At 73.8% G+C, this 20,148-nt stretch carries 17 protein-coding genes; 4 read left to right on the plus strand and 13 right to left on the minus strand.

All coding sequences use genetic code 11. From position 1 onward, the window contains the following. Window positions 1–1,344 (minus strand): TIR domain-containing protein (locus BI06_RS53920; protein WP_233290320.1); only part of this gene is annotated, 1,344 nt, incomplete at its 3' end. A 160-nt stretch (window positions 1,345–1,504) separates the two neighbouring features. Between BI06_RS53920 and BI06_RS29715 the strand changes: the two genes are divergently transcribed. Further along, window positions 1,505–2,707: an SLC13 family permease gene (locus tag BI06_RS29715; protein WP_233290321.1), complete on the plus strand. Its 1,203-nt coding sequence runs from the start codon at window positions 1,505–1,507 to the stop codon at window positions 2,705–2,707. Between the two features lie 19 nt (window positions 2,708–2,726). Here BI06_RS29715 and BI06_RS29720 read toward each other — a convergent pair whose 3' ends face one another. The 4 genes from BI06_RS29720 to adhP form a co-directional block, all read right to left on the minus strand. Then, on the minus strand, window positions 2,727–3,596 hold the full coding sequence (locus BI06_RS29720; protein ID WP_107113420.1) for an inositol monophosphatase: 870 nt from the start codon (window positions 3,594–3,596) through the stop codon (window positions 2,727–2,729). After that, entirely contained in the window at window positions 3,568–4,239 is a 672-nt protein-coding gene (locus BI06_RS48530; protein ID WP_030396419.1) for a hypothetical protein, read from the minus strand. The genes BI06_RS29720 and BI06_RS48530 overlap by 29 nt, the downstream gene beginning before the upstream one ends. A gap of 166 nt (window positions 4,240–4,405) precedes the next feature. Further along, window positions 4,406–7,114, minus strand: a complete 2,709-nt coding sequence (locus tag BI06_RS29730) for a ricin-type beta-trefoil lectin domain protein (RefSeq protein ID WP_043472665.1) — start codon at window positions 7,112–7,114, stop codon at window positions 4,406–4,408. Window positions 7,115–7,433: 319 nt separating this feature from the next. Beyond that, window positions 7,434–8,447 carry an alcohol dehydrogenase AdhP gene (adhP, locus tag BI06_RS29735; protein WP_030396421.1) on the minus strand — a complete coding sequence of 338 codons (1,014 nt, stop codon included), beginning with the start codon at window positions 8,445–8,447 and terminating at the stop codon, window positions 7,434–7,436. Between the two features lie 247 nt (window positions 8,448–8,694). Between adhP and BI06_RS29740 the strand changes: the two genes are divergently transcribed. Further along, window positions 8,695–9,066 carry a hypothetical protein gene (locus BI06_RS29740; RefSeq protein WP_051742108.1) on the plus strand — a complete coding sequence of 124 codons (372 nt, stop codon included), beginning with the start codon at window positions 8,695–8,697 and terminating at the stop codon, window positions 9,064–9,066. A gap of 56 nt (window positions 9,067–9,122) precedes the next feature. Here BI06_RS29740 and BI06_RS29745 read toward each other — a convergent pair whose 3' ends face one another. From BI06_RS29745 to BI06_RS29775, 7 genes are all read right to left on the minus strand, one after another. Next, complete coding sequence (locus BI06_RS29745) at window positions 9,123–10,109, minus strand: helix-turn-helix transcriptional regulator (protein ID WP_082558737.1); 987 nt, start codon at window positions 10,107–10,109, stop codon at window positions 9,123–9,125. 83 nt (window positions 10,110–10,192) lie between these two features. Further along, window positions 10,193–11,071 (minus strand): SDR family NAD(P)-dependent oxidoreductase, encoded by an 879-nt coding sequence (locus BI06_RS29750; protein WP_082558738.1) that lies wholly within the window; start codon window positions 11,069–11,071, stop codon window positions 10,193–10,195. Window positions 11,072–11,297: 226 nt separating this feature from the next. Next, complete coding sequence (gene galK / locus BI06_RS29755; RefSeq protein WP_043472667.1) at window positions 11,298–12,455, minus strand: galactokinase; 1,158 nt, start codon at window positions 12,453–12,455, stop codon at window positions 11,298–11,300. Beyond that, entirely contained in the window at window positions 12,452–13,870 is a 1,419-nt protein-coding gene (locus tag BI06_RS29760) for a galactose-1-phosphate uridylyltransferase (RefSeq protein ID WP_082558739.1), read from the minus strand. Before BI06_RS29760 ends, galK begins: the two co-directional genes overlap by 4 nt. A 552-nt stretch (window positions 13,871–14,422) precedes the next feature. Continuing rightward, window positions 14,423–15,829: an MFS transporter gene (locus BI06_RS29765; protein ID WP_082558740.1), complete on the minus strand. Its 1,407-nt coding sequence runs from the start codon at window positions 15,827–15,829 to the stop codon at window positions 14,423–14,425. 146 nt (window positions 15,830–15,975) lie between these two features. Continuing rightward, window positions 15,976–16,332, minus strand: coding sequence for a helix-turn-helix transcriptional regulator (locus BI06_RS29770; protein WP_030396430.1), 357 nt, complete (start codon window positions 16,330–16,332; stop codon window positions 15,976–15,978). 232 nt (window positions 16,333–16,564) lie between these two features. Then, window positions 16,565–17,056 carry a MarR family winged helix-turn-helix transcriptional regulator gene (locus BI06_RS29775; RefSeq protein WP_043472670.1) on the minus strand — a complete coding sequence of 164 codons (492 nt, stop codon included), beginning with the start codon at window positions 17,054–17,056 and terminating at the stop codon, window positions 16,565–16,567. 162 nt (window positions 17,057–17,218) lie between these two features. Between BI06_RS29775 and BI06_RS29780 the strand changes: the two genes are divergently transcribed. Together BI06_RS29780 and BI06_RS29785 are read left to right on the plus strand one after the other, a co-directional pair. After that, window positions 17,219–18,064 (plus strand): NAD(P)H-binding protein, encoded by an 846-nt coding sequence (locus tag BI06_RS29780; protein WP_043472673.1) that lies wholly within the window; start codon window positions 17,219–17,221, stop codon window positions 18,062–18,064. 43 nt (window positions 18,065–18,107) lie between these two features. After that, window positions 18,108–18,521 carry a MarR family winged helix-turn-helix transcriptional regulator gene (locus tag BI06_RS29785; RefSeq protein ID WP_043472676.1) on the plus strand — a complete coding sequence of 138 codons (414 nt, stop codon included), beginning with the start codon at window positions 18,108–18,110 and terminating at the stop codon, window positions 18,519–18,521. A gap of 48 nt (window positions 18,522–18,569) precedes the next feature. On the opposite strand, the gene paaK is transcribed toward BI06_RS29785, so the two are convergent. Beyond that, complete coding sequence (paaK, locus tag BI06_RS29790) at window positions 18,570–19,961, minus strand: phenylacetate--CoA ligase PaaK (RefSeq protein WP_043472679.1); 1,392 nt, start codon at window positions 19,959–19,961, stop codon at window positions 18,570–18,572. Between the last annotated feature and the right edge of the window lie 187 nt (window positions 19,962–20,148).

The raw sequence follows: 20,148 nt of genomic DNA on the forward strand, positions 1-20,148 counted from the left end.
GAGGCGGGTGAAGCGGTCGGCGTCGCGCAGCGGTCCGACGCCCTCGGCGGCGGGGCCGGGCGCCGTGTCACCGGTGGCGACCGGGTGCCTGACCGCGCCGATCCGCAGCCACCCGTCGTTCTCGTAGGGGCGCAGCGCCTGGGCGAACCAGGCCGCCTGCTCGGGCCCGAGCCAGCCGTAGCGGTCCTCGGGCCGGTGGGTCCAGGCCATCGAGGAGTTCAGCCCGGCGACGACGGTGCCGAGTTCGGGCACCGGGAAGAGCGTCCAGGGCTGGGCGCTGTCGAAGACCACGTCCAGGCCCTGGTAGAACTCCTGGAACAGCCGGGAGTAGTGCCGCCACTTGGGCCAGTACGGCGCGGCGGGCCGCAGTTCGTCGGCCTCGCAGGTGGCGAAGTAGGCGCGGGAGGCGGCCTGGCTGACGTCCAGGCCGCCGGGCAGGACGGCCACCCGGTGCGGTTCGAGCCCGAGCAGGGAGCGGATCCCGGTCAGGAAGGTCAGCGCCTGCTCGCACTCGCGGGGGCTGCCGGTGGCGGTGAGGTCGCCGGTGACGACGACGAGTTCGGGCGCGGGGGCTCCGGCGTCGGCGAGTTCGACGAGGTCGCCCCAGAGGGCCGACTGGAGGTCCACCGGGTCGGCGCCCCGGCCGAAGGCGGGGCCGGCCAGGTGGAGGACGGAGACCGCCTCGCGTCCGGCGGCGCGGCCGGCGGCCTGCGGGTACTCGGGCCGGGCGGAGGGGCGGCGGCGCCCGGCCCGGCCGGTGTCGCCGCCCGGGCGGGGGGCGGGGACGAGGTCCTGGGCGGTGCCGGTGCCGGTGCCACTGCCCGTGCCTGTGCCTGTGCCCGTACCTGCCGCCGGGCCGTTCCCGTTGCCCGGGTAGCCGGGGGACAGTTCGGGGCGGGCCCGGCCGTCCATCGCCTGCGCGACCCGGGTGAGCAGCAGCCCCCGGGCGCGGTCGGGCTCGGTGACGCCGACCAGGTCGATGTAGGTGAGGGTGGCGAGCAGGCCGTCCACCGGGATGTCCTCGATCCGGACCGTCACCAGCCGCCGCTCCGGGTCGTCCGGGTCGGCGCGCAGCGCGGCCTGCCACTCCATCCGGCCGTAGCGGGAGCGCTCGTAGTTGCGCGAGAGCAGCGCGATCACCGCGGCGGACTCGGTGATGCCCCGGTCCATGAAGTCGACGAAGTTGGTCCCGGGCACGAAGTCCCAGGCCTGGAGGAAGGCCCGGTAGCCCGCCTCCTCCAGGGTCCAGGCGATCCAGGCCGCCCAGCGCTCGTCGGCCGGAGAGTAGCTGATGAAGAAGTCGATCGGCCCGGGGCCACCCGGGATCGCGTCAAGAGCCCCCATGGGAGGAGCTTATGACCGATCGGGAGGGGCTCAACCCTGTTTCACCGCAATGGATTCGGGTGGTTTTTCGGTCGCTCGGCACGAACACCCGGTCGAGCGGTGGCCGGATGTTCGCACGGCGGCCTCGCCCCGAAACCCCTCGTGTGCGACCCTGACGTCCGTGTTCGCATACCGGCCCGCCGTCAAACGGCTTCATCCCCTGGACCTGCTGGCGGCGGGACTGCTCGCCTGCGGCCTGCTGTTCCTCGCCACCGGGCTCCTCCCGACGGACGCCGCCGGGTCGGCCTTCCAACGGATCGTGCCGCTGCTGGCCTTCCTCGGCTCGGTGATCGTGCTCGCCGAGCTGACCAGCGCCGCCGAGGTGTTCGACGTGGTCGCGGCCTGGGTGGCACGGGCCGGGCGGGGCAGCTATCCCGCGCTGTTCCTGCTCTGCGTCGGCTTCGCCGCGCTGACCACCACCGTGCTCAACCTCGATACCACCGCCGTACTGCTGACCCCCGTCATGCTGGCCCTCGCCACCCGGGTCGGCATCGCCCCGCTGCCGCTGGCCATGACCACGGTCTGGCTGGCCAACACGGCGAGCCTGCTGCTGCCGGTCTCCAACCTCACCAACCTGCTGGCCGCCGACCGGGTCGCGCTCTCCCCGGCCGGCCTGGCCCGCGCCATGTGGGCGCCGCAGCTGGCCGCGCTGCTGGCCACCATGGCCTGCCTGTGGGCCTTCTACTGGCGGCGCGGACGGCGCGGCGCGGACGACTACCGGCCGCCGGCCGCCCACCGGCCCGGGGACCGGGTGCTGTTCCGGATCTGCGCGCTGGCCTGCATCGGCTTCCTGGTGGCCAGCCTGGCGGCGGTCGTCCCGCTCTGGGTGGCCTCGGGCGCGGCGGCGGCCGTCGTGGTCGCGGCCTTCGCGCTGCGACGGCCGGAGGCGCTGCGGGCCTCGTTGATTCCCTGGCGGCTGCTGGTGATGGTGCCCGGCATGTTCCTGGTGGTGCAGACCGTGGACGCGCACGGGCTGCACCGGCTGCTCGCCGACGCCATCGGCACCGACGGCGGCACCCTCGGCCTGTTCCGGGCCTCGGCGGTCGGCGCGGGCCTGTCCAACCTGCTGAACAACCTGCCCGTCTACCTGGCCGGGGAGGCCGCGGTCCCGGCGGGCAACCACACCCAGCTGCTGGCGCTGCTGATCGGCACCAACGTCGGCCCGCTGGTGGCCCCCTGGGCCTCGCTGGCCACCCTGCTCTGGTACGAGCGCTGCCGCTCGGCCGGCCTGCGGGTGCCGCTGCGCGGGGTGGCCGGGGCGAGCGCGGTGCTGGCGGTCGGCGGCGTCGCCCTGGCGACGGCGGCGCTGGCGCTGACGGCCTGAGAGCTGCTCCGCCGAGGTGTCAGCCGGCCCCGGCGACCAGGTCGAGCAGGTGGGGCAGCAGCTCCGGACGCGCCGCGACATAACTGCGGGCCGTCTCCGGCTGCCCGGTCCGGGGGCTGAACGGTCCACCGTCCAGCCCCCGGACCTGCACCCCCGCCTCGGTGGCCAGCAGGCAGCCGGCCGGCAGGTCGATCTCCTCCGCCCGGTAGCCGACGAAGCCGTCGATCAGCCCGCCGGCCAGCAGGGCCCATGTCAGCAGCGGCGCCCAGAGCTGAAGCACCCGGCGGGCACCGCCCTCCAACCCGTCCTTGAGCGCCCGCGCCACCGGGTCGCCGCCCACCCCGTGCCCCTGCGTCCACCCGAGCACGGGACGTCCGGCGCCGGGCGGCCGCACCGGCAGCCGCAACCGCCCCCCGGGCCCGTACGCCCCCGCGCCGCGCACCGCCCGCCAGGTACGGCCGGCCACCGGGTCGTGCACCACCCCGAGCACCGGCTCCCCGTCCACGCACAGCGCGATGCCCACCACGTACGCCGGCAGGCCGACGACCACGTTGTTGCTGCCGTCCAGCGGGTCGACCAGCCAGGTGCGGCGGCTGCCGGGCGGCCCGGCCACCTCGCCGCCCTCCTCGGCCCGGATCCGGTCGGCGGGGAAGCGCCCGGCCAGCCGCCGGGTGACCAGCTCCTCGGCGAGCAGGTCGAGTTCGGTGACCACGTCGCCGTCCGTGCCCTTGCTGTCCACCCGGAAGGCGTCCAGGAAGCGCGACCTCAGCAGCGCGCCCGCCGCCTCGGCGGCCTCCACCGCCACCCGGCACTCCTCCGCGAACCCGCCCGTCCCGTCACCCGGGGCCGCCGCCGTCCCGTCACCCGGGGCCGCCGACGTACCGTCCACCGATCCTCCTGGCGACCTCCCCCGCGATCCGGGCCGTCCGGTCCGCGTCGCACAACCGCCGCACCACCCGCCGGGCACCCCCGTCCACCGGCCCCAGCACCACGTCCACCGGCCCCGGCACGGTGCGGCCCAGCACCACGGTGGCGGCGGCCCGGCCGTCCGGCAGCGCCGTGACATGGAACTCCCCCGCCGCCAGCGTGTACGTCTCGCCCCGCCCGCTGACCTCCTCGCCCAACGGCTCCCAGCGGACCAGCCGCGCCGTGGGCCGGACCTCGTCCACCCCGGCGGCCGCGTCGCTGTACACCTCGAAGGCCCGATGGCTCGGCCGCACGGCCTCGTCGTACACACCGACCCGCAGATTGCCGACCCGCCCGTACAGCACGCTGCTCTTGAGCTCCCAGCTGTGACAGTGGATCTCGCGCCGCCCGGCAGCCCTGACCGGGTCGAACACGTGCACACACACCCCGAGCGCGCCCTCGCGCAGCACCGGCAGACAGTAGAACCCCAGCGGATGGTCCACCGCCCGCAGCACCCGTCTGCCGTCCGCCACCTCCGCCAGCAGCCCGCCCACCAGACCGTCCAGCCCCGGCCCGGCGGCAGTGCGCCCGGCGGCCCGGTCGAGCGTCGTGAAGAGTTCGTTCATCGCTCCCCCAGTGTCCCCCGTCAACATGCTAGGCCCGGGGGCGAGTTGGCGGCCATACACCGGACGGACCGGTCCCGGCGGGCGGGAGCGCGAGCGGCGCACGAACGGCCCGGGCCCGCGACGCGGAGTGCGTCGCGGGCCCGGGGGGGGTAGTCCGGCTTTACGGTCAGGCGGTGTTGGGAGTCAGCGTCCAGCGCTGGTTGGCGTTGCCGTAGCACTGCCAGATGCCCACGGCCGTGCCGTTGGCGTCGTTCCAGCCCGGCAGCTCCAGGCAGGAGTCCGAGGCGGGGTTGTAGATCGAGCCGTCCTCGCGGAACGTCCAGACCTGGCCGGTGGCGGCCTGGCAGTCCGTGATCACGACCGGCGCGCCCCAGTCGGTCCGGTTGTCCTCCACGCCGACGCAGCGGCCGCCGGTGCGCAGGGTGCCGTCGGAGGCGAACCAGAAGTCCTGGCTGGCGCCGTTCCAGCAGTCGTACAGGCGCAGCGCGCTGTTGTTCGACGCACCGTAGTTGTCGAGGCAGCGGCCCTGGGCGTGGATGGAACCGATGTTGTAACCGGCCGGCTGGGCCGAGAGCGCCCGCGGCTCACCGAAGCGCGGCAGGTCCCCCTCCGGCGCGATGCCCGGGTAGCGCACCTTGCGGCCGTCGGCGAAGGCGACCACGAGGTCGGCGTGGCCGTCCGCGTCGAAGTCACCGGGCGAGTCCACGAGCGGGGCGACACCGGCGGCGAGCCCGAGCGGAAGCACCGCGCGGGTGGCGGGCACCGTCCACCGGTCGCTCGCCGCGTCCTGGCAGTCGCCGATCACCAGGTGGGTGCCCGGCCCGGCGGTGCCGGGCGCGTCGAGGCACTTGCCCGCGTTCGGGTTCATCAGCGTGCCCGGGTGGGGACCGGCGACCCACTTCTGGGCCGGGCTGTTGTTGCAGTCCCACAGGTTGACGGGCGAACCGCTCTCGGTCAGCGCGTCGGTGACGTCCAGGCACTTGCCGAGGACGTGCACCGAACCGTCGGTGCCCAGGGTGAACGCCTGGCTGGAGGCCGCGCCCTGGTCCGAGCAGGCACCCAGCACGGCGGCGGTGCCGTTGCCAGTCCGGCCGTGGTCGATATCGGCGCACAGGCTCGCGCCGCCGTCGCCCTGGAGCGCGGACAGCAGGGGCTTGTGGGCGGGCAGCGGCAGCGGCGCGAACCCGTCCAGGGGCCAGCCATTGGGGTCCAGCGGCAGCACCAGACTGGAGACAGCCCCGGTCACGGTGTCACGCACCCAGAGCGTCGGAATCCCGCTGATGTCACCCGGGTACATGAGGGTGAAGCCGCTCCAGTCGTCGCCCGGGGCACCGAGCTCGACACCGGCATTGAGGCAGTTGTTGAAGCCGCTGCGGGTGTTGCTGTAGTACCGCAGGTGGCCCTGCTCGACCGTGACCAGCCCGGCCCCGCCGGTGCCCCGCTGCACGGCGGCCATCCGGGTGATGTGGTTCCAGGTGCCGTCGATGCCGTTGTCGCAGAGGGTTCTGTCTCCCACCGGACCGACGGAGCGGGTGAAGCGCCCGAACACCGGGTTCGGCGTCGCGTTGCCGTCGTTGGCGTAGAGGAAGAGCTGCTTGGTGCCCTTGTGGTAGGCGAAGAGCGAGTCGCCCTGCCCGACGACGGCCCCTCGGTGGGCCAGCAGGTAGTTGTTCCAGTCGTCGTGCAGGGGGCTGCTCGCGGCCGGGGACACCGTCTCCGGCTCGGACGCGGCACCGCTGCCGCCGCGGAACAGCGCCAGCGAGCCGTCGGCGGTCGGAGCCAGGAAGTCGGGTACGCCGTCGACGTCGACGTCGCCGGCCACGTCCGGGCGGTCCAGCTTCGCCGGCGCGTAGAAGTTGTAGATTGCCGTCCGCGGATCGGAGTTGCCGGCCCCGTCGACAGCGCTGACCGTCAACTGGTGCGAGCCCCAATTGCCGGCTCCGACGCTGATCGGGACATCGGCGAACGCGGTGCCGTCCGCCGCCAGGGAAGCCGGGACGGTGCCGGTGACGCCGGACCAACTGCCATCGAGGGTGTACTGGAACTCGCGGACGCCGCTGGCGAGGCAGCCGTCGGCGCAGCCGGTAGGCACCGGGTCCTTGCTGGTGACCCGGACGGTGATGCCGGGATCACCGGCGTGGCCGGTGGGCTTGGCGCCACTGCCCTGCGGCGGGAACACCGAGGAAGGCGCGATGGACGCCAGGGTGGGCGCGGAGAGGTCGACCTTGAAGGCGCAGTCCGCCGTCACGGGGCTGTTCACGCCGCCGCCGGTCGTCCAGGCGTTCCAGCCGTACTGGTGGCCGTCCGCGAGGACGCGGCCGACGGTGGCCTGTCCCCAGCCTCCGGTGCCGACGACGCTCTGGCTGGTCCGCGTGACACCACCGGTGTCACCGGGCTCGCCGGCCGTGGTGTCCCACACCCGGAAGCCGACGGTGACGGTCCCGACGCCGGGCTGCGCAGCGCCGCTCCAGGCGTTCAGGCGGACGTCGGACGTGCCGTCCGACAGGGGAACGGTCTTGCCGATCCACCCGGGCGCGCCGGCTCCGCAGCCGTCGCCGCCCTGGCCCACGGGCTGTGGCTTGACGGACAGCTTGCTGGGGGTGGACGGTGCGGGACCGTCCGCGGCCTGGGCCGGGGTCGGAGCCTGGGCCTGGGCCTGCTCGGCCGGCGGTGCCGCATCCTGGGCCGTCGGGACACTGGTCGGGGCTCCAGTCGGGGCCTCGGTCGGGACGCCGGTCGGGACGCCGGTCGGGGTCGCGCCGGGATCCGCGAACGCGGCTCCGGGGGCTGCCAGCACGAGGCCGATCGCGAGCAGCGGCGCCAGGTGCCTCGCCGACCGGCCGCGCGGCGGCGCGGATGAACGGGTTTCTCGCATGAGGTGTCAGTTCGCCTTCGCAGCAGGGACCCCTCGGTCGCGGTCGATCGTCGGCTGTCTGCCGCAATTGACGCGAACGAGAGGATTTGTCCGAGTGTGGTGCGTGTTCCGACCGCGCGTCAGGTGACGTGCTCGCGCCTCGGCGATCGGTGCGCGGTCGAACGTTAGTGCGTGGCGATCCTGGCTGGCAATCCCGTTTCCGCGCGCGCCGGACGTGTCCCGTTCTGTACATCGGCGCAGGTCACGGGAGGGGCCGGAGACCGAAGCGCCCGCCCCCGAACAACGGGGGCGGGCACCGGGTCGAAGGGACGACGAGGAGTCAGCGCAGGTCGAAGACCAGGCGGGCCGGGGTGCGGCCGGAGAGGACCTCGTCGAAGCAGGTGTTGACGTCGGCGAGGCGGCGGGTCTCGCGGATGACGCGGGTGCGGCCGAGGGCGTGGAGGCGGAAGACCTCGGCGAGGTCCTGGCGGGTGCCGACGATGGAGCCGATCACCCGGGTGCCGTTCAGGACGGTGTCGAAGACCGGGAGTTCGAGCCTGCCCTCGGCGGGCAGGGCGACCAGGACGAGGGTGCCGCCGCGGCGCAGCGAGGCGTAGGCGGCCTGGAAGGAGGCGTTGCTGACGGCGAGGGCGATCGCGGCGTGGGCACCGCCGAGCTTCTGGACCTCGGCGGCGACGTCCTGGACCCGGGCGTCGAGGACATGGTCCGCGCCGAGTTCGCGGGCGAGGGCGAGCTTGTCGTCGGTGACGTCGACGGCGACGGTCTCGGCGCCGGCCAGGCGGGCGTACTGGAGGGCGAGGTGGCCGAGGCCGCCGATGCCCGAGACCAGGACCCGGGTGCCGGGGCCCGCGCCGGAGACCTTGAGCGCCTTGTAGGTGGTGACACCGGCGCAGGACAGCGGGGCTGCGTCCAGCGGGTCGAGGCCGTCGGGGACGGGGACGACGTAGTCGCCGTGGGCGAGGGCCTGCTCGGCGTAGGCGCCGTCGACGGAGTAGCCGCTGTTGTGCTGCCGGGTGCAGAGGGTCTCCCAGCCGGAGACGCAGTGGTCGCAGCGGCCGCAGGCATCGGCCAGCCACGGGATCGCCACCCGCTCCCCCACCGTGACGTGCCGGACCTCGGCGCCCGCCGCCTCGACGATGCCGACGCCCTCGTGTCCGGGCACGAACGGCGGGGTCGGCCTCACCGGCCAGTCGCCGTGCGCGGCATGGATGTCGGTGTGGCACAGACCGGAGGCCTCGATCCGCACCCGCACCTGGTGCGGGCCGGGCTCGGGGACCGGGCGCTCCTCGATCACGAGCGGCTGGGTGAAGTCGTGGACGACGGCGGCCTTCATGTTCGTACTCCTGCCCTTCGTGCCGCCGGAGCCGCTTCCCGACCCCCCCGGGCCCCGGTCACCTCCATCCCACCCCCGGACCGGGCCCGCCACCAGGGCCGGACGGGTGGAACCGGGCGGGCCGATGGTCCCGCGTGCGTGGTCACGCGTGCGCCGGGGGCGGTGGTCGGCCGGTGGACCGGTGGGCCGGGGTCGGCCGGTGGAATTCGGTCGAACCGGGTCCGGCGGTCCGAGTAGCGTCGCCCCCATGGTGGATGAGGAGCGGTACGCCCTGTACCGGCAGGAATCGAAGGTGCTGGCCGCGATCGGGGAGCACGTCCACTCCCAGGTCGGCCGGGTGACGGTGCGGCTGCCCCGGGCCGTGGCGCAGGCCGCGGTGGATGCCTGGGAGCGCGACGACCCGGACGACGGGCTGCGCGGCGAGACGATCGAGCAGTACGAGCTGCGGGGTCGGGCGGGCGACGTGGCCCTGATCGGCCTCGTCATCTCGGAGCACGGCCGCTGGGAGGACGAGGAGGTCGTCGTCGACCTGGACGTCACGTCCGCGGGGTCGGCCCTGCTGACGTACATCGAGGAGGCGGGACCGAACTACCGGCCGAACGAGCGGTCGGAGGGGTAGCTGAACGGACGGCCGGAGGGACGGCCGGAGCCGTCGGGAGGCCAGGAGCCTGAAGGCTAGCGGGGCCGGGCGATGCGGTCGGCCTCCCAGGAGATCAGCATCCGCAGGGCGTCCTCGGAGGGGCTGCCGGGGTCGGCGGTGTAGGTGACCAGGGCCTGGTCGGGGTCGTCGGCGGAGCGGAGGGTGTCGTAGACCAGTTCCATCCGGCCGACCAGCGGGTGGTGGAACACCTTGTGGCCGGAGGTCTTGTCGCGCACCGGGTGCTCCGCCCACCACTGGCGGAACTCCTGGCTGCGCACCGAGAGTTCGCCGATCAGCTCGGCGAGCCGGGGGTCGTCGGGGCGGCGGCCGGCCTCCAGGTGGAGGAAGGCGACGTTCTCGCGCGCACAGGCCACCCAGTCGTCGTAGAGGGTGCGCGAGGCCGGGTCGAGGAAGGTGATCCGGGCGATGTTCCGCTCGGCGGGGGCGAGTGTCCCGTAGTCGCCGAGGAGGGCGACAGCGGCGCTGTTCCAGGCCAGGATGTCCATCCGGCGGCCCATCACCACGGCGGGGACGTCGGGCATCGCGTCGAGCAGCCGGACCATCGACGGCCGCACCTTCTGCGGAGCGGCGGCCCCCCGGGCCTGGCTGCGACCGGCGCCACCGGTACCTCCGGCGCCACCGGCCCGGGTCGGGCGGGTGCGGGCGAGGCGGTGCAGGTGGCCGGCCTCCTCGGGGTCGAGGCGCAGCGCGCGGGCGACGGCGTCGAGCACGGCGTCGGAGGGGTTGCCGACCCGCCCCTGTTCGAGCCGGGTGTAGTAGTCGACGCTGACACCGGCGAGCTGGGCGAGCTCCTCGCGGCGCAGGCCCGCCACCCGGCGGCGGCCGCCGAAGTCGGGGAGGTCGACGTCCTCGGGGCGGAGGCGGGAGCGGCGGGTGCGCAGGAACTCGGCGAGGCCGCTCGCAGCGCCAACGCTGGTGGCAATGCCGGGGACGGCGCTGGTCACGGCGCTCACGGCGGTGCCGGGGGTGGGGTCGGGGCGGCTCGTTCGGTTCGCGCTCATGCCGTCATTCTGTCCGTTCGGCGCCCGGTCTGCCTGGCCCTGCCAGGACCAGGCAGACCGGGGTGGAGCCGGGGAACCGCGCGTCACCAGGGGCTCGCGACCGCCACCACGCCGCCGTCCACCACGATGTCCTGGCCGGTGATGTAGGCGGCCCGGGGCGAGAGCAGGAAGGCGACGGTCTCGGCGACGTCCGCCGCCTCGCCGAGCCGGCCGAGCGGCACCCGTGCCCGCACGGCTTCCTGCTGGGCCGGTTCGGTGATCACCTCGTGGAACATCCCGGTGACGATGTAGCCCGGGCTCACCGAGTTGATCCGGACGCCGCGCCCGGCGAACTCGCTGCCGAGGGTACGGGCGAGGTTGTGCACGGCGGCCTTGGTCGCCGCGTACACCGGGGCGTTGGGCAGGCCGCGGTGCAGGGTCCAGGAGGCGTTGAGGACGATCGCGGCGCCGCCGCCCGGGGCCTGCTCCAGCAGCGGCAGGGCGTGCTGGACGGTGAAGAAGACGCCCTTGAAGTTGACGTCCACGGTGCGGTCGAAGCTCTCCTCGGTCACCTCGGCCGGGGTCTCGAAGACACCGACCCCGGCGTTGGCGAACACCCCGTGCAGGTGGCCGTACCGCTCCCCCACCCGCTCGGCCAACCGGGCCAGGTCGGCCGGGCGGGCGGAGTCGGCGCGTACCGCGAACACCCGCTCGCCTGCGGCGAGTCCGGCTCCGGCCGGTGCGGCCTCGGCGAGTCGGGCTTCGGCGCGGGCGAGGCGGGCGTCGTCGCGGCCCGTGATCACCACGTTGGCGCCGCGCTCCAGCAACACCCGCGCGGTGGCGAGGCCCATGCCGCTCGTGCCGCCGGTGACCAGCACGGTCCGGCCGTCGAAGTCCTGATCCTGGGCGGTGGGGTTGTTCCCTGCGGCCGGGGTGATCTCGCCGGCAGGGGTGGTGGGGGTGTTCCGGTGGTTGTTGGTCATGTGCCCAGCCTCGCCGCCGGACAGTTGGCGGACCAGGCCCGTTCCGACCCTGGGTCCGGCGGGACCACCCTGGCGAGGATCCGGCGATGCCCTGACGTGCGTCCGCCCCCGCCGGGGGTCGGCGGGGGCGGACGCGGTCGCGGGGTCGCGGCGGGGGCGGGGTGGCGGCGGTCGCGGGGTGGCGGCGCAGGCGTGGTCGCGGGGTCGCGGGGCGCGGCGCGGGCGGTCAGGACTCCCGGCGGGCGCCTGCGGAGGGCACGGCCCGGTAGACGTGCGGCTCGGCCCAACCCTCCGCCAGGAAGGCCTCGGTGACCGCCTCGGCCACCGCGTCCGCGTCGGCCGTACGGGTCAGGGCGATCACCGAGCCGCCGAAGCCGCCGCCGGTCATCCGCGCGCCGAGCGCCCCGGCCGCGACGGCGACGGAGACGGCGAGGTCCGTCTCCGGGCAGGACGTCCGGTAGTCGTCGCGCAGCGAGGCGTGGCCGGCGGTGAGGATCGGCCCGAGGGCGGCCGGGCCGTGCTGCTCCAGCTCTCGCATGGTCTGCTCGACCCGGCCGTTCTCGGTCACCACGTGCCGGACCAGCGGGACCAGTTCGGCCGGCAGCCGGTCCAGGGCGGCGGGGAGGTCCGCGGCGGAGAGGTCCCGCAGCGCCGGCAGCCCCAGGAGCGCGGCGGCGCGTTCGCAACCGGCCCGCAGAGCGGCGTAGGCGCCGTCGGCGAGGTCGTGCTGCACCCGGGTGTCGAGCACCAGGAGGGTGAGGCCCGAACCCGCCAGGTCGAGCGGCACGTACCGGGCGGAGAGGTCGCGCGTGTCCAGGTGGAGGGCGGTCCCGGCAGTGCAGGCCATCGAGGCCATCTGGTCCATGATCCCGCAGGGGACGCCGACGAAGTCGTTCTCGGCGCGCTGCGCGACCAGGGCCAGTTCGGCTGCTTCCAGGCCGAGTTCGTACAGGTCGTTGTAGGTGATCGCGACCGCGCACTCCAGCGCGGCGGAGGAGGAGAGGCCGGCGCCGCCGGGCACGTCGCTGTCGAGCAGGACGTCGGCGCCGCCGAGCGCGTGGCCCGCCTCGCGCAGCGTCCACACGACCGCGGCGGGGTACGCGGCCCAGCCGGACACGCCGCCCGGGGCCAGCCCGGCGACGTCCAGCTCGACGACCTCGCCGGGGACCCGGGTCGAGGCGAGGCGCAGCACGCCGTCGGCGCGGCGGCGGGCGTAGGCGCGGACGGCCTGCGGGAGGGCGATCGGGAGGACGAACCCGTCGTTGTAGTCGGTGTGTTCACCGATCAGGTTGACCCGGCCGGGCGCCGCCCAGACGCCCTCGGGGGCGTGGCCGTAGAGCTCCTCGAAGGCGGCGGACGGGGGCGGGGGGGACGTGGGGGTCATCGCTGCGCTTCCTCGGCGGTCGTGTCGGGGGTCGTGTCGGGGGCCGTCTCGGGGGTCGAAACAGCTGCGGGGGCCTGACCGACCTCGCGCAGCCGCCGGGCGGCGAACTCCGGGGCGACGTCGTTCATGAAGGCTTCCATGCCGGACTCGGTGCCGGCCAGGTACTTGAGCTTGTCCGCCGTCCGTCGGACGGTGAACAGCTCCAGGTGGAGGGCGAGTTCGTCCTCGTGGCCGGCCGGAGCCTGGTGCCAGGCGGCGATGTAGGGTGCGCGGACCTGCCGCTCGCCGTCACCGAACAGCCGGTCGAAGCGGCGCAGCAGGTCGAGGTAGATCCGCGGGAACTCGGCGCGCTCGTCCTCGTTCAGCCCGGTGAAGTCGGAGACGCGGCGGTTGGGGAAGAGGTGGACCTCGTAGGGCCAGCGGGCCGCGAAGGGCACGAAGGCGGTCCAGTGCTCCCCCGCCAGGACGACCCGACTGTCCTCGGGGTAGTCGCTCGGGGAGTTGCCGGCGGGGCTGTCGGCGGAGGCGCTGGCGACGGAGCCGCTGCCGACGGAGGCGCGCTCGGCGGCCACGAGGTCGTCGAAGAGGTTGCGGCCGGTGGCGGCACGGTACCGGGCGGCCCGGTCGATCATCTTGGCCGTGCGCGGGGGGACGAACGGCAGCGCGTAGACCTGGCCGTGCGGGTGGGCGAGCGTGACGCCGATCTCGGTGCCGCGGTTCTCGAAGCAGTAGACCTGCCGGACGCCGGGCAGCGCGGAGAGTTCGGCGGTGCGGTCGGTCCAGGCGTCCAGCACCAGGCGGGCGTGGTCCTCGTCGAGGTCGGCGAAGGAGGCGTCGTGGTCGGCGGTGAAGCAGACCACCTCGCACCGGCCGATGCCCGGCCCGCGGCTGTGCAGCGGGTCGTCGAGGGCCGGCGGCACCGGGTGGGTGCCGGGCTCGCCCGCGAGGGAGGGGAAGCGGTTCTCGAAGACGGCCACCTGGTAGTCGCCGGCCGGGATCTCGCTCAGCCGGCCCTCGCGGCTGGGGCAGAGCGGGCACTCGTCGGCCGGCGGGTGGTAGGTGCGTGCCTGCCGGTGGGCGGCGACGGTCACCCAGGCGCCGGTCATCGGATCCTGCCGGACCTCCGAGGAGGGCGCGACGGCGTCCAGCGGACGCAGGTCGGCGACGGCCCTGGCGGTGGGCGGCGTGCCCCGGTCGTAGTAGATCAGCTCGCGGCCGTCGGCCAGTTCGGTGACCGTCCTGGTCGTCGCACCGGCCTGCCCGCTCGTACCGGCCTGAGCACCTGCGCCGGCCTGAGCGCTCGCGCCTGCCGACGCGGCGGTGCCGGTCGTTCCGCTTGCAGCGGCCGTTCCGCTCGCGCCTGCCGACCCGTTCGCGCCGGGCTGGCCGGTCGCGTCGGTCACCGTTGGGGCCATGACGTGCTCCCTCTCCTGGGGCTTCCCTTCAACCACATGAACAAACAATATCGAACATGAATCAACATTGGAGCCCGGGGGCCACCCCGATTCCGGAATCAGCCTCCGATCGGGCGCCAGGGCGCGTCGTCCTTGCCCGGCGGGGCGCTTCACGCGGCGCGGACCGGCCCGTTGGCCTGCCAACGTTTCCTCCCGCCTACCGGCACTCGCGGACCAGCCTAGAAGTCGGCGCGGACCGCACCCACCTGCCTGGGGCAACGACCTCGACGGGCGGGCGTCACCAGGACCGTCGACGTGCGGACGGCCCGGACCGGGGGCGGGCCACGGCTGCGCCGCGGCGGGCCTTTACGTCCTCGCGCTTCCCCATCGGCACTTTGCAAAGAGGAGCTATTTGCAAAGCACCGATGACGCACCAGCAGCTCAGCGCGCTACAGGCAGCCCTTCCCGCACTTTGCAAAGTCACACTTTGCAAAGTGCGGGCATGAGGAAGGTGGCAGGACGTGAAGCGCCCCCGGGAGCGAAGGCTCCCGGGGGCGCTGCGGGCGGTCACCCTCAGGGGGCCGCGGGGTGGCGGTGGTGGTGATGCCGGACCAGGGCACGACCGGACGGGGCGTGCAGCGGGCGCCGGTGGACGGGCCGACGGGCCTGGCGGTGGTGGGGGCGGACCGTCACGACGGCCGGCGCGGTGTCCGCCACCGCGCCGGCGACAGACCGGGCGACCGTGGGCCCGGTGCGCCAGACCCGGGCCGCCAGGCCAGCCGAGGCCAGAGCGAGGACGGCGAGGGCGACCGTGGCGGCGGGGAGCCCGGCGGTGGCACCGAGCCAGCCGGCCAGCGGATAGGCGAGCAGCCAGCAGACGTGGGTGAGCGAGAACTGCGCGGCGAAGGCCGCCGGGAGGTCGGCCGGCAGGACGGCGGACCGCAGCAGGCGGCCACCTGGCGTCAGGATCAGCGAACCCGCCGCGCCGAGCCCGGCCCACAGGGCGAGCAGCGCGGGCCAGCGCCACGCCCCGCCGCCCGCCGTGGTGACGACCGCCAGGGCGGCGAGCAGACCCGCGACCGCGAAGGCGGCCGGCAGCATCACCGTTCGGTCGGCGACCCGGTCCAGCACCCGGGGCAGCAGCAGCGCGACCAGCATCGAGCCTCCGCCGTACGCGCCGAGGGCAAGCGGGACGTCGCTCGCCGGGCGGCCCAACTCCTCGCGGACGTAGACGACCGTGTTGACGATCACCATGGCGCCGCCGGCGGCCACCGCGAGGTCCAGGGCGAGCAGCGCCCGCAGGCGCGGCACGGAGAGGAACAGCCGGATCCCGGCCAGGGAGCGCGCGCCGACCGAACGCGCGCCGGTGCCTCCATGGGCCGGGACGGGGTTGCTCCGCGCGGCCAGGACCGCGGCGGGCAGGACCACCGAGACGACGAGGACCGCCGAGGCGAGGAAGCCGATCACCGTCCCCCAGAACAGCCACCGGTAGCCGACGAGCGCGAGCAACGCGGCCGCCAGTACTGGGCTGACCAGGGTCTCCGTGTCGTACGCGAGCCGGGAGAGCGACAGCGCCCGGGTGTAGTCGCGCTCCTCGGGCAGCACATCGGGGATCACCGACTGGAAGGCCGGGGTGAAGGTGGCCGAAGCCGCTTGGAGGACGAAGATCAGCAGGTAGACCTGCCACACCGAACCGACGAACGGCAGCGCGAGCGCCACACCCGCGCGGGCCAGGTCGGCGGCGACCAGCAGCCGTCGGCGCGGGATCCGGTGCGCGAGCGCGGCCACGACCGGAGCGATTCCGACGTAGGCGACCATCTTGATCGCCAGCGCCGTGCCGAGCACCGACCCGGCGTCGGCCCCGGCGAGATCGTAGGCGAGCAGGCCCAGCGCCACGGTGGCCAGGCCGGTCCCGGCGAGGGCGACGACCTGGGCGACGAACAGGTGCCGGTAGGTGCGGTTGCGGAGGACGGAGAGCATCGGGGACTCCGTTCGTGCGGAGCGCGCCGAGGCGGCGCGGGCCGGTGGGGTCCCTTCCAGGATAGGACAACATGTGCGTACGTGTGCACCTATTGGGAAGAAGAAGACTCCCCGACGGACACCCGCAAGGGATGACGCGGCGCAGCTCAGTCGTGCGGCGGCAGCCCACTGATCTGGTGATCGGCCACGCTCAGCGCCTCCTGCACCAGCCGCCGCAGATGCCCGTGCCGCAACGCGTACACGACCCGGCGCCCGTCCTTGCGCGTGGACACCAGCCCGGCCAGCCGCAGCTTCCCGAGGTGCTGGCTGACCGACGGACGCGCCGCACCGGCCGCCTCGGTCAGCGTCGTCACATCCGCCTCCCCCTCACTCAGCCGCTGCAGCAGCGCGAGCCGGGTCCGGTCGGCCAACAGAGCAAGGATCCCGGCAGCGACATCCAGCCGTTCATCCCCCTCGGCCACCTGCGAGCCATGTGCACCTGATACTTGGAGGCTCCCGCTCATGACCTCATCGTAGACATCGCACGACCACGCCTCACCCTCCTGGCTTCTTTCAGCGGCTTCGGCTCCGGCCCGAACCCTGCGGAGGCGCTCGGCCGCCTCACCTAGGGGAGTTGTGCCGCAGGTGCCACCGGCGACCTGGACGGCCTGCGGCGCTCCCGCGGTGACGCCCTCGGCGGGGAACGGACCCTGGACACCCGACAGCGCGGACGGCGACACCTGGGCCACAGGTGTGTCAGCGAGGGGTGCGGCGGACGCGGGTGCGCAGGGCGTCCTGGGATTCGACGTACTTCACCATCAGGCGAGCGAACTCCAGTCGCTCGCTGTCGGGCCATTCGGCGGTGATCTGCTCGAAGGCCGAACGCTGGTACTGGCGGAAGCGCTCCATCAGGTCCTCGCCCTCGGGACTGAGGAGCAGGACCGTCCGGCGGCCGTCCTGCTGGGAGGCGGCGCGGACCAGGTAGCCGGCGGAGATGCAGTCGGACACCATGCGACTGCCCACCGAGGGATCGACGCCCAAGTGCTCGGCGACGGCGCCGACGGTCACCTCGCGGCCGTCGTGACGCGCGACGTCCTGGATGACCCGCAGGACCAGCGTCCGACTGAGGTCCTTCTGGGAGATCGGGTCCTCGACATCGAGCAGCGAGGAGCGCCGCAGCCGCCCGAAGGCCGGCCCCACGGCGTTCAGGAGGTCCTCACCCTCACCCGGACCGGGCTTCGTCGTCATGCGGCCAGCCTATCCGCATGCGTGAACCGACGAAGACATGTGTTGACATGAAAACGTGTGCAAGACATCATGCATATGTGGATGAGCACTCATCCTGCTGAGGTGAGCTCACTCGGGCCCGTCGGCCCTCACCACTCGACGAAAACGAACGGACTCCTCCCCATGACCACCACCCTCGTCACCGGCGCTCGCGGCAAGGTCGGGCAGGGCGTCATCGCCCGCCTGCACGCCGCCGGGCACTCCGTGCGCGCCGCCAGCGCCCGCCCTGGCGACCTGACCGTCCCCGACGGCGTCGAGCGCGCCGAGCTCGCCCTCGACCACCCCGAGGCGTTCGGTGCCGCGCTGCACGGCATCCAGCAGGTCTTCCTCTATCCCCAGCCCGCCGGCATCCACGCGTTCGCCGAGGCCGCCGAAGCGGCCGGCGTCGAACACGTCGTCCTGCTCTCCTCCTCCTCCGTGCTCGGCCCCGATGCCGAGAACGACCCGCTCGCGAGCCACAGCCTTCTCGTCGAGCGCGCGCTCGCCGACTCCGGCCTCAACTGCACCTTCCTGCGGCCCGATGCCTTCGCCAGCAACTCCCTCGGCTGGGCGTACTTCATCGGCCAGGGCCTGCCGATCCAACTCGCCCACCCGGACGCTCACATCGCACCCGTCCACCCGGAGGACCTCGCCGACATCGCCGCCGAGGCCCTGGCCGGCGGCTCCCTCACCGGCTCCGCGCCCACCCTGACCGGCCCCGAGTCACTCACCTTCCGCGAGCAGCTCACCGTCCTCGCCGAGGCCCTCGGCCGCGAGATCGTGGTCGAGCGGATCACCCGCGCCGAGGCCGAGGAAAAGATGGGACGTCACATGCCCGCTCCTGTCGTCACCTCCCTGCTCAACCTCTGGGAAGCCGCGACCCATGGGCCCGCTCCCGTTCACGACACCACCCTGACCCTTCTCGGCCGCCCCGCGCGGACCTTCCGCCAGTGGGCCCACGAGAACACCGCCGCGTTCACCCGGGCCTGAACCGGCACAGTCCTCAAGGTCACAACCGACTCGGGAGAACGACGTGAAACCCATCGGCTACTGGCTCAACCGCACCGACCTGGCCCTCACCACCACCATGAACGCCATGCTCGCCGGATCCGGCCTCACCCGGCTGACCTGGCAGGTGCTCAACGTCCTCGAGGCCGACCCACAGGCCACCGACACCACCGTCCGCATGTCTCTGACCGTCAACGCCTCACCCGCCGAACTGGCCGACGCCATCACCACTGTCCTCGCCGACGGCTGGGTCGTCCGACCGGCGGCGGAGCACCTCGCCCTGACCGAGGACGGCCGCGCTCGCCTCTCCCGGGTCGGCGAGCGTGTCGCCGCCTTCCGCGAAGCCTCGGTCGCCGGCATCTCCCCCGAGGAGTACCGGACCGCGGTCGCCGTCCTGGAGCAGATGACTCTCAATGTGGAGTCCGGCCAGGGGTGCTGAGGCATGGCCCCGACGGGCTGGTGCCACCAGCGGACCTCGCGCCTCAGCTCACTTCTGCCCCTCCCCTCGACCCTCCCGGAGGTCCTCGATCCGGCGGATCTTGCCGACCGAACGCTCCAGCGTGTACGGGTCCACCACCTCGACGTCCACACTCACCCCGACGCCGTCCTTCACCCCTCGCACAATCGCCCCGACGGCTTCCTCGCGCTGGCCGGGTCCGGCGTCCGGCCGCGCTTCGACCCGCACCGTCATGTGGTCCAGTCGGCCCCGTCGGGTCAGCCGCAGCAGGAAGTGCGGTGCGACGGCGGGCACCCGCAGCAGGATCTCCTCGATCTGGGTCGGGAAGACGTTGACCCCACGCAGGATGATCATGTCATCGCTGCGCCCCGTCACCTTGGCCATCCGGCGGAACGCGGGGCGCGCGGTGCCGGGCAGCAGCCGGGTGAGGTCGCGGGTGCGGTAGCGGATGACCGGAAGCGCCTCCTTGGTGAGTGAGGTGAAGACGAGTTCGCCGCCCTCGCCGTCCGGCAGCACCTCGTCGGTCAGCGGGTCGACGATCTCCGGGTAGAAGTGGTCCTCCCAGATGTGCAGGCCGTCCTTCGTCTCCACGCACTCCTGCGCGACACCCGGCCCCATCACCTCGGAGAGTCCGTAGATGTCCACGGCGTGGATGTCCATCCGCCGCTCGATCTCGGCCCGCATCTCCTCCGTCCACGGTTCGGCGCCGAAGACTCCGATCCGCAGCGAGGTGCCGCGCGGGTCAACGCCCTGCCGCTCGAACTCGTCCAGCAAGGTGAGCAGGTAGGACGGGGTGACCATGATGACCTCGGGCCGGAGGTCCTGGATGAGGCGGACCTGGCGGGCCGTCATGCCGCCGGACGCCGGGATCACGGTGCACCCGGCGCGCTCGGCGCCCGCGTGCGCGCCCAGCCCGCCGGTGAACAGGCCGTAGCCGTAGGCGATGTGCACCGTCTGGCCGGGCCGCCCGCCGGCCGCCCGGATCGAGCGGGCCACCACGTCCGCCCAGACGTCCAGGTCGTGCTCGGTGTAGCCGACCACGGTCGGCAGGCCGGTGGTCCCGCTGGAGGCGTGGATCCGGCGGACCTTCTCCTTCGGGACGGCGAACATGCCGAACGGGTAGGTGTCGCGCAGGTCCGCCTTGGTCGTGAAGGGGAAGCGGGCGAGGTCGGCGAGGGTGCGGCAGTCCTCGGGTGTCACACCGGCCGCGTCGAACTTCCGGCGGTACAGCTCGACGTTCTCGTAGGCGTGGCGCAGTGTGGCCCGCAGGTGTTCGAGCTGGTGCGCCCGCAGCTCCTCGGCGGTCATCCGCTCGCCGGCGTCCAGGAGTTCCACCGGCGGTGCCTCGCCGAGACGCACCGGCGCCCGCACCTCTCCGCCCGGACCCACGGGCGTACCCGGATCCGTCGCTCCGCCGCTCATCGTGCCTCCTTCAGAACTCGCTACCGACCATTCGGTCGGCCCTGGCCGGAGCCAAGTAATCCAGTGCCCGAACCACCTGTCAAGGCTCGGCACACCGGTGACCTCGCAGGTCGGCGCCCGTCGCCCTCGCTCAGAACCTTGCCCCCGCCCCCGGGCGCCAACCTGTGCCGATCGGCAGGTTCTCGCT

The organism is Kitasatospora sp. MBT66, assembly GCF_000710405.2.
Classification (GTDB): domain Bacteria; phylum Actinomycetota; class Actinomycetes; order Streptomycetales; family Streptomycetaceae; genus Kitasatospora; species Kitasatospora purpeofusca.

Bases quoted from the DNA above. Each gene is read 5' to 3' on its own strand.
- BI06_RS48530 (WP_030396419.1), bottom strand. From the start codon at position 4,239: ATGAACGAACTCTTCACGACGCTCGACCGGGCCGCCGGGCGCACTGCC.
- BI06_RS29730 (WP_043472665.1), bottom strand. From the start codon at position 7,114: ATGCGAGAAACCCGTTCATCCGCGCCGCCGCGCGGCCGGTCGGCGAGG.
- adhP (WP_030396421.1), bottom strand. From the start codon at position 8,447: ATGAAGGCCGCCGTCGTCCACGACTTCACCCAGCCGCTCGTGATCGAG.
- BI06_RS29740 (WP_051742108.1), top strand. From the start codon at position 8,695: ATGGTGGATGAGGAGCGGTACGCCCTGTACCGGCAGGAATCGAAGGTG.
- BI06_RS29745 (WP_082558737.1), bottom strand. From the start codon at position 10,109: ATGAGCGCGAACCGAACGAGCCGCCCCGACCCCACCCCCGGCACCGCC.
- BI06_RS29750 (WP_082558738.1), bottom strand. From the start codon at position 11,071: ATGACCAACAACCACCGGAACACCCCCACCACCCCTGCCGGCGAGATC.
- galK (WP_043472667.1), bottom strand. From the start codon at position 12,455: ATGACCCCCACGTCCCCCCCGCCCCCGTCCGCCGCCTTCGAGGAGCTC.
- BI06_RS29760 (WP_082558739.1), bottom strand. From the start codon at position 13,870: ATGGCCCCAACGGTGACCGACGCGACCGGCCAGCCCGGCGCGAACGGG.
- BI06_RS29765 (WP_082558740.1), bottom strand. From the start codon at position 15,829: ATGCTCTCCGTCCTCCGCAACCGCACCTACCGGCACCTGTTCGTCGCC.
- BI06_RS29770 (WP_030396430.1), bottom strand. From the start codon at position 16,332: ATGAGCGGGAGCCTCCAAGTATCAGGTGCACATGGCTCGCAGGTGGCC.
- BI06_RS29775 (WP_043472670.1), bottom strand. From the start codon at position 17,056: ATGACGACGAAGCCCGGTCCGGGTGAGGGTGAGGACCTCCTGAACGCC.
- BI06_RS29780 (WP_043472673.1), top strand. From the start codon at position 17,219: ATGACCACCACCCTCGTCACCGGCGCTCGCGGCAAGGTCGGGCAGGGC.
- paaK (WP_043472679.1), bottom strand. From the start codon at position 19,961: ATGAGCGGCGGAGCGACGGATCCGGGTACGCCCGTGGGTCCGGGCGGA.